This window comes from Aquisalimonas sp., from assembly GCF_007120195.1.
GTDB lineage: Bacteria > Pseudomonadota > Gammaproteobacteria > Nitrococcales > Aquisalimonadaceae > Aquisalimonas.
On sequence record NZ_SKOG01000226.1, the window covers coordinates 1 to 8,599 of the forward strand.

Here is an 8,599-nt window from a genome sequence, read left to right on the forward strand (position 1 = left end):
CCGAGTCCGAAGATCAGCCGTCCCCAGGGCGTGGTGGCGGCGGAGACCGGATCCGTGGCGATGAAAAACGCCCCCAGCATGGTGCCACCGCTTAGCAGGTGAAACAGCGGCGAGAGATATTGATCCGGGTTGATCAGCCAGAATACCAGTGCCGGCAGGGCCAGGCCTGCGAGCACCCCGGCGGGGATCTGCCAGCGGATGACGCGCCTATGCAGCAGCCAGGCGCCACCGGCCAAAAACAGCAAATTGAACCATTCCCAGCCGCTGCCGCCGAGCACACCGAACGCCGGTCCACCACGCAGCTCGCCGATGGGCACTCCTTCGCCGAGTCGGGTCTTGATGTGGTCGAGCGGGGTGGCCTGGGTGAGCGCGTCGGCCGTAAGACCGGCGGGCAGTTGGCCGAAGACGATGGCCTGCAGCGTTTGCAGGGGACCCAGGGTTACTTCCGTGAGCCCGCTGGGCGGTAGCCATTGCACCATGGCCTGGGGGAAGGCTATCAGCAGCGCCGCATAGCCCACCATGGCCGGGTTGAAGGGGTTGTAGCCAAGACCGCCGTAGAGGTGCTTGCCGAACACCAGGCCGAAGGCAACCCCCAGGGCGGTGATCCAGGCGGGCAGCAGCGGAGGCAGGCACAGCGCCAGCAGGACGCCCGTCACCACGGCGCTCCAGTCAGCGAGGAAGAGCCGCACCGGTTTGCCGCGCAGGCGCAGCATGGCCGTCTCGACGGCCAGCGCCACGGCCACGGCGATGAGCGTATTGAGCAGCACGCCCCAGCCGAACACCGCCATCATGGCCAGCACACCTGGGGCCAGCGCGTACAGCACTCGGCGCATGATCAGCGATACGCTGGTGCCCGCCGAGATGTGCGGGGCGGGAGGTGTGGTCAACGGCATTTCAGCGCTCGCCCCCTCCGCGCTTTCGCTGGCGCGCCCGCGCCACGGCCGCCTGGATTTCCGCCTGTTTGCTGCCCTGCCCTTTGTCGCTTGGCCTCGATTGCAGCGCCTCCTTCTTGCGTTGCCGTCGCTCGGCCTGCTCGCGCCGCTCGCGCTCCAGTCGAGCTTGGCGGAACGCGTAGCGCTGGCGGGCCTCCTCGGCGAACTGCTGGGCCTGTTCCGCTGCCCGTATTTCCGACTTGACATGCCGGTAGAGGCCGACCAGCGGCAAATGGCTGGGGCAGACGTAGGCGCAGGCGCCGCATTCGATGCAGTCGAACAGCCCGTCTTCGCGAAGTGCCTCGAGATCCCGCCCGCGGGCGTGCCAGTAAAGCTGTTGTGGTTGCAGTGACATGGGGCAGGCCTCGGCGCAGTCACCGCAGCGGATGCAGGGCAGGGCCGGCTCGGGCGCCGGAAAGGCCTGTTCCTCGGTCACCAGAATACAGTTGCAGCCCTTGGTGACCGGAACTGTGTCCTGCCCCAGGGCGAATCCCATCATCGGACCGCCGACAATGAGCCGGTTTACCGCTCCCCGGTAGCCGCCCGCGGCCGTGATAAGGTCGCGCACGGGTGTGCCGAGTCGAACGCGAAGATTGCGCGGTGCGCCGACCCCCGTTCCGGCGACAGTGACAATCCGCTCGGTGAGGGGTTCGCCATGACAGACCGCGCGCGTGACCGCGGCGACCGTGCCGGCGTTGTGGCAGAGCACGCCCACGTCCAGGGGCAGGCCGCCTGCTGGCACCTCCCGGTCGGTAAGGACCTGAATCAGCTGTTTCTCGCCGCCGACGGGGTAGCGCAGGGGCACGGAGATTACGTCGATGGCAGTCTCGCCGACCGCCTCCAGGGCCGTGCGTACCGCCTCCCGGGCAACTGTCTTGGTGTCCTCCAGGGTAATGACCACACTGCGGGCGCCCAGGGTGTGGCGCATAATGCATGCCCCGGCAATGACCTGGTCCGCGTGCTCGCGCAATAGCACATCGTCGCAGGTGATCCAGGGCTCGCACTCGATGGCATTGACGATCAGCAGTTCGACGGCCGCTTCCGGCGCCGGCGTGAGCTTAATGGCGGCAGGGAACGCCGCGCCGCCGAGCCCGACCACGCCACACGCCTCGATGCGGCGGCGCAGTAGCGCAGGCGATTGCCGCGCCCAGTCCGGCATGGGTTCCGGGCTGCGGGCGTCCCGGCTGTCATTGCCGTCGGTAGTGATCACCACACAGGGTGCCGGCAGCCCCGAGGGGTGAGGCACCGGGCGTTCCTCGATGGCCCGCACGATGCCGGAGCTGCTCGCGTGGACCGCGGCACTGAATTCGCCCGGCGGGCGGCCGATCACCGTGCCGCGGTGGACGGTTTCGCCCACGGTGACTGTCGGCTGGGCGGGATCGCCCGCATGTTGGCTCAGCGGAATGACGAGTTCGCCGGGCAGCTCCAAGCTTGCCAGCGGCTCGCGGGTGGATGCGTGCTTGTGCGCGCGCAGCTGCACGCCCCCTGGAAAACCGAACAGCGTCCGGATTGTGTTCATGCCGCGTGATCAGGGGTATTGACGGGGTGTGGCCAGCGCCAGTTGTGCGTCTTGGTCGGGACGGGAGTCATGTCAATGCAATCCACCGGACACGGGGTGATACATAGATCACAGCCGGTGCACAGCTCCTCGACCACGGTGTGCATGTGCCGCTGGGCGCCGATGATGGCATCCACGGGGCAGGCCTGGATGCAAAGGGTACAGCCGATGCAGCGGTTCTCGTCAATACGTGCCACCGTAGCCTGCTCCTTGACTCGGCCGTAATGCGCGTCGAGCGGCCTGGGCTCCCGGTCCAATAGATTGGCCAGGGCGCGGATGGTCCGCTCGCCGCCGGGCGGGCACTGGTTGAAATCCGCTTCGCCCCGGGCGATGGCCTCGGCGTAGGGCCGGCAGCCCGGATAACCGCACTGTGCACACTGGGTCTGGGGTAGCAGCGCGTCGATCTGATCCACAACCGGGTCGGACGCCGGGCGAAGGCGCACAGCCGCGTAGCCGAGCGCGAGTCCGAACCCGGCGGCGAGCAACCCGATTGCCAGTATGGCCGTGACCATGGTGGTCCCCCGTTCTTTGATTCCGTCTCGGTTCGATTGCTCACGGCGGGATCGGCTGGAGGTGGAGCTGGCCCGTGTTGCGAGCCGGTCCTGCGATTACCATCCTATAACCGCACCAACCCTGCGAACCCCATGAACGCCAGCGACATGATCCCCGCCGTGATCAACGCAATCGCCGCGCCCTGAAACGCCACCGGCACATCGGCCACTGCCAGGCGCTCGCGCAGCCCGGCGAACACAACCAGCACCAGGGCAAAGCCGGTGGCGGCGCCAAACCCATAGAGGGCCGAGGCGACGAAACTGTGCTGCTGCTGCACGTTCAGCAGGGCCACACCGAGCACCGCGCAGTTGGTGGTGATCAGGGGCAGGAAAATGCCCAGCACGCGGTGCAGCAGTGGGCTGGTATAGCGCACCACCATCTCCGTGAATTGCACCACCGCGGCGATGACCAGGATGAATGCGATGGTGCGCAGGTACTCCAGCCCGAATGGTGCCAGGACCCAGGTATTCACCAAGTAGCTCACCACCGAGGACAAGGTAAGCACGAAGGCGGTGGCCAGGGCCATGCCCACCGAAGTCTCCACCTTACGCGAGACCCCCATGAACGGGCACAAGCCGAGGAACTGGGTCAGGACGAAGTTATTGACCAGGACCGTGGCGATCAAGATGAGGGCGAGTTCGGTCATGATGACAGCACTGGTTGATCAGCCACTGTAAACGCCTGCCTGCTAGGGACGAGGTCCGTTGCAACCGTGACAAGGCAATACGTGTTGACAAGTCAATCACCCCATGGCCGCCGGGCCTTACCAGGGCATGCTCGACCGCCTTCCTTCGCCCGGGCTGGCGACGTCCTATCGGATCCGCATCCCCGGCATCGCGCCGGAGTCGGGCTCCAGAATGTACAGCGCGTCGCCGCCCGGGCCGGCGGCCAGCACCATTCCCTCCGAGACGCCGAAGCGCATCTTGCGGGGCTTCAGATTAGCAACGACGACGGTCAGGCGTCCCCGCAGGTCTTCCGGGGCGTAGGCCGCGCGCAGCCCGGCGAAGACATTGCGCTTCTCACCGCCCAGGTCGAGCGTGAGCTGGAGCAGCTTATCGGCACCGTCCACCACCGCGGCGTCCTCGATACGGGCGACACGCAGGTCGATCTGTCCGAAGGTGTCGACGTCCACCGGATCGGCGATCGGGTGATCCGCCAGTGGGCTGTCCGCGGCCGGCGCATCGCCCTTGGGCGCCAGGGTCTCCCTGGATTCCTCCACCATGGCGTCCACAGCTTCCCGCTCCACCCGCGTGGCCAGGGGCTTAAACCGGTTAATGGTGTGATCCAAAAGTGGTGTTTGCACCGCCTGCCAGTCCTGGGCGTCCACGTTGAGGAAGGCCTCCGCTTCCGCGGCGATCTTGGGCACCACGGGCTTGAGGTAGACCATGAGCACGCGGAACAGGTTCAGGGTCTGGGTGCACACCGCCTGGACCCGGGGCAGTGTGCGCGCGTCTTTGGCCAGAACCCAGGGCTGTTCCTCGTCAAAGTATTGGTTCGCCTGATCGGCCAGCGCCATGATGTCGCGGATCACGCGGGAGAACTCGCGGTTCTCGTAGGCCTCGGCGATCTGCTCGCCACGGGCGACGAAATCGCGGTAGAGCGCGGGGGCCGGCAGTTCCGCCGCCAGGCGGCCGTCGAAGCGCTTGTTGATGAAGCTGCTGCTGCGGCTGGCAATATTCACGAGTTTGCCCACCAGGTCGGCGTTGACGCGCTGGGTGAAGTCGTCCAGGTTCAGGTCCAGGTCATGAACGTGGCTGCCCAGCTTCGCGGCCATGTAGTAGCGCAGGTATTCCGGGTCGAGGTGGTTCAGATACGTCCGCGCCATGATGAACGTGCCGCGCGACTTGGACATCTTCGCGCCGTCCACGGTCATGAAGCCGTGTGCGCAGATGCGCGTCGGCTTGCGGAAGCCCGCCCCGTGGAGCATGGCGGGCCAGAACAGGGCGTGAAAGTAGACAATGTCCTTGCCGATGAAGTGGTAGAGCTCGGTGTCGGAGTCCGCCTTCCACCAAGCGTCGAAATCCTCACCGTGACGGTCGCACCAGTTGCGGAAGCTGGCCATATAGCCGATTGGTGCATCCAGCCAGACATAGAAGTACTTGTCCTCGGTGCCCGGGATTTGAAATCCGAAATAGGGCGCGTCCCGTGAGATGTCCCACTCGCGCAGTCCCTCCGTGAACCACTCCTCGAGCTTGTTGGCCACTTCCTGCTGGACGTGCCCGCCGCGCGCCCAGTCCTTAAGCATGGTCTCGAAGTCCTGCAGGCGGAAGAAGTAGTGCAGGGATTCGCGTTCCTCGGGCGTGGCGCCCGAGACCACGGAGACGGCGTTCTTCAGCTCCGTGGGCGTGTACGTGGCGCCGCAGACCTCGCAGGAGTCGCCGTACTGCCCCGCAGCGCCGCAGCGCGGGCAATCGCCCTTGATGTAGCGATCCGGCAGGAACATCCCCTGTTCCGGGTCAAAGGCCTGCTTGATGGTGCGGCTGTCGATATGACCCGCCTCGCGCAGGCGCGTGTAGATCAGCTCCGAGAGCTCCCGGTTTTCCGGGGAGTGGGTGGTGTAGTAGTTATCAAAGCCGATACCGAATGCGGCGAAGTCCTCCCGGTGCTCGCGGCCCATGCGCTCGATCAGCTCCTCAGGCGTGATCCCGAGCTCCCGCGCCTTGAGCATGATCGGCGTGCCATGGGCATCGTCGGCGCAGACGTAGATGCAGTGGTTGCCCCGCAGCTTCTGGAACCGCACCCAGATGTCCGTCTGGATGTACTCCACCAAGTGGCCCAAATGGATGGGCCCGTTGGCGTAGGGCAGTGCGCTGGTCACCAGGATATTGCGTTGCATGGACCCTCAACCGTTTGTTTAGCCCTCGGAGGGGAGTGGCGCCTGCGCCGGTTCGTTTCACGGTGCATCACAACGCACCCTACGGGCCGTGCCGCCAATTCCCCCACACGTGGCCAGATGGCACGCGTCGGGGTGGGGCGTCCGGTCACGGACCGTCCGCGGCCCGGACGGCCGCGGCCGAGCGTACAGGGACGTATTCACCGCGTGTCCGGGACCGGACGCCCCACCACGGCGCCCCCGAATGCGACTGAGAGGGTGCGTTGTGCTGCACCGTGAAACAAACTGCCGCAGGCTCTGGCTACGCATACGCCCGCGATTATGCCAGATTCGGCGTGGTTTTTTGACGGGCTTGCCCTGTCCGCACGCTCCCGTCCACCGTCACGGGTACAATGCCGAGGCTCGAAAGTCCGATGGAATCGCCAATGCCTGAGCAGGATTTTTTTGCCACCAGCCCCGGCGGGCTCGAGGGCCTGCTTGCCGCTGAGCTCACAGCCCTGGGCGCCGAGGAGGTCGCGGAGCAGCGGGGTGGTGTGCGGTTCCGCGGCGAACTGGTGACCGCCTACCGCGCTTGCCTGTGGTCGCGGGTGGCCAACCGGGTACTGCTGCCAGTGGCCCGCTTCAGCGCCGCGGATGGCAATGCCCTGTACGCCGGCGCCCGGGGCGTGGACTGGATGGCGTTGATGCAACCGGGCATGTCCATCGCCGTGGATTTCGGCGGGATGCATCCGGCGGTGGAGCATACGCACTACGGCAGCCTGCGGGTGAAGGACGCCGTGGTGGACGGTTGTCGCGAGGCGAGTGGCGAGCGCCCGGATGTGGACGTGGAGCAGCCGGGCTTTCGCATCAATGCCCATCAGGTTGGCGAGGCTGTCACGCTTGCCATCGACCTCTCCGGCGGCAGCCTGCACAAGCGCGGCTATCGTCGTGCCGGCGTCGGTGCGCCACTCAAGGAGAACCTTGCCGCGGCCATGCTGCTGCGGGCCGAGTGGCCTGCGCTCGCCGGAGAGGGCGGCGGTATGGTCGACCCGCTTTGCGGTTCCGGCACGCTGCTGATCGAGGCCGCGCTGATGGCGGGGGATGTGGCCCCGGGCCTGTTGCGTGAGCACTGGGGTTTTCAGGGCTGGACCGGGCACGATGCCGGCAGCTGGCGCCAGTTGGAGGATGAGGCCCGGGAACGCCGGCACCGGGGATTGCCGCGACTGCCCCCGATCGTTGGCTACGACCACGACGCGCAGGCTGTGCGCACGGCACTCGCGTCCATCGAGGCTGCCGGGCTGGTGGGGCGCGTGCATGTGGAACGGCGGGAGCTGGGCGACGCCGAGCCGCCCCGCAAGGGCTGCAGACCGGGGTTGGTGGCGACGAATCCCCCCTATGGCGAACGGATCGGCAGCCACCGCAGTTTGTCACCGCTGTACGCGCGCCTCGGTGAGCTGCTGCGGGAGCGCTTCCCCGGCTGGCGCGCCATTATACTCAACGGCGCAGGCCTGGAGGTGGGGCTCAAGCCGGAGCGCAGCTGGATGGTGCGCAATGGGCCCATCCAGTGCCGCCTGGAGCGCTTCGCGATCAATGAGAGCGACTCCGGCCGCCTGGTGGACGAGGCCGCCTCACTGGTGAACCGGGTGCGCAAGAATCAGCGCCGGCTCAAGTCCTGGCGCAAGCGTGCGGGCGTGGACTGCTATCGGCTCTACGATGCGGATATCCCCGAGTATGCCCTGGCCGTGGACCGCTACGAGACCCTGGAGGAAGGGCCGTGGCTCCATGTGCAGGAATATGCGCCGCCGCCCAGCGTGGACCAGCGGGACGCCGCCCGCCGTCTGCGCACTGCCCTGGCGGCGCTGCCGGACGCCACTGGTGTCTCGGCGCAGCAGGTGGCCTTCAAGGTGCGCCAGCGCCAGAGAGGGCCCACCCAGTATCAGCGCCAGGGCGAGTCCGGGCGGCTTTACACCGTGATGGAGCACGGTGCGCGCGTGCTTGTGAACTTCACCGATTATCTGGATACAGGGTTGTTCCTGGATCACCGCCCGGTGCGCGAGTGGATCGCCGCCAATGCGGCCGGCGCCACGTTCCTCAATCTGTTTGCCTACACCGGGGTGGCCACGGTGCATGCCGCGCGTGGGGGCGCCCTGGCGACCACCAGCGTGGATCTGTCCACCACCTACGTAGACTGGACCCGGCGCAACCTGGAAGCGAACGGCTACGCGCAGGGGCGCGCGCACCGGCTGGTGCGTGCCGATTGCCTAAAGTGGCTGCGAGAGGCCGTGCACAGCGGCGGGCAGGACTACGACCTAATCCTGCTGGATCCGCCCAGTTTCTCCAACTCGAAGCGGATGCAGGAGACGCTTGACATCCAGCGGGATTATGCGCAACTGATCGCCCTTGCCGCGCGGCTGCTTAGCGAGCACGGGGTGCTGATCTTCTCCAGCAACCGGCGCCGATTCCGCCTGGATGAGGCCGCCTTAGGCGGGCTACGCGCGCAGGATTGCAGCGAGTGGTCCACGCCCCCGGATTTTCAGCGCAACCCCGGCATCCATCGCTGTTGGTTCATCCGGCGGTGAAAGTAAAGAGACTCACTGATACCAAGAGCTTGGATTACGGGTTAGGGTCCTGCCGCTGCGCCCATCGCGCCCATTGGCGTTTCACCCGCGCCTCCCAGCGTTCGAGTTCGTCCTCGTACAAGTCGAACACGCAGGGTTCACAACCGCTGCCGCAGCACTCCGAGGC

The 8,599-nt window shown here is 66.6% G+C and carries 7 protein-coding genes; 1 reads left to right on the forward strand and 6 read right to left on the reverse strand.

Going from position 1 to position 8,599, the window contains the following annotated elements; translation table 11 throughout:
- The 5 genes from QZT63_RS16235 to metG all read right to left on the reverse strand — a co-directional run.
- On the reverse strand, positions 1-893 hold an 893-nt coding region (locus QZT63_RS16235), incomplete at its 3' end, for an RnfABCDGE type electron transport complex subunit D (protein ID WP_290652541.1).
- A gap of 1 nt (position 894) precedes the next feature.
- Positions 895-2,451: an electron transport complex subunit RsxC gene (rsxC, locus tag QZT63_RS16240; RefSeq protein WP_290652542.1), complete on the reverse strand. Its 1,557-nt coding sequence runs from the start codon at positions 2,449-2,451 to the stop codon at positions 895-897.
- Entirely contained in the window at positions 2,448-3,002 is a 555-nt protein-coding gene (gene rsxB / locus QZT63_RS16245; protein WP_290652543.1) for an electron transport complex subunit RsxB, read from the reverse strand. Before rsxB ends, rsxC begins: the two co-directional genes overlap by 4 nt.
- Before the next feature lie 104 nt (positions 3,003-3,106).
- Positions 3,107-3,688, reverse strand: coding sequence for an electron transport complex subunit RsxA (gene rsxA / locus QZT63_RS16250; protein WP_290652544.1), 582 nt, complete (start codon positions 3,686-3,688; stop codon positions 3,107-3,109).
- A gap of 165 nt (positions 3,689-3,853) precedes the next feature.
- Entirely contained in the window at positions 3,854-5,878 is a 2,025-nt protein-coding gene (gene metG, locus QZT63_RS16255; RefSeq protein WP_290652545.1) for a methionine--tRNA ligase, read from the reverse strand.
- A gap of 422 nt (positions 5,879-6,300) precedes the next feature.
- Here metG and rlmKL point away from each other — a divergent pair, with 422 nt between their 5' ends.
- A complete protein-coding gene (rlmKL, locus tag QZT63_RS16260) occupies positions 6,301-8,433 on the forward strand; it encodes a bifunctional 23S rRNA (guanine(2069)-N(7))-methyltransferase RlmK/23S rRNA (guanine(2445)-N(2))-methyltransferase RlmL (protein WP_290652546.1) in 2,133 nt (710 codons plus the stop codon).
- Between the two features lie 34 nt (positions 8,434-8,467).
- Here rlmKL and QZT63_RS16265 read toward each other — a convergent pair.
- Positions 8,468-8,599 (reverse strand): oxidoreductase-like domain-containing protein (locus QZT63_RS16265; protein WP_290652547.1); only part of this gene is annotated, 132 nt, incomplete at its 5' end.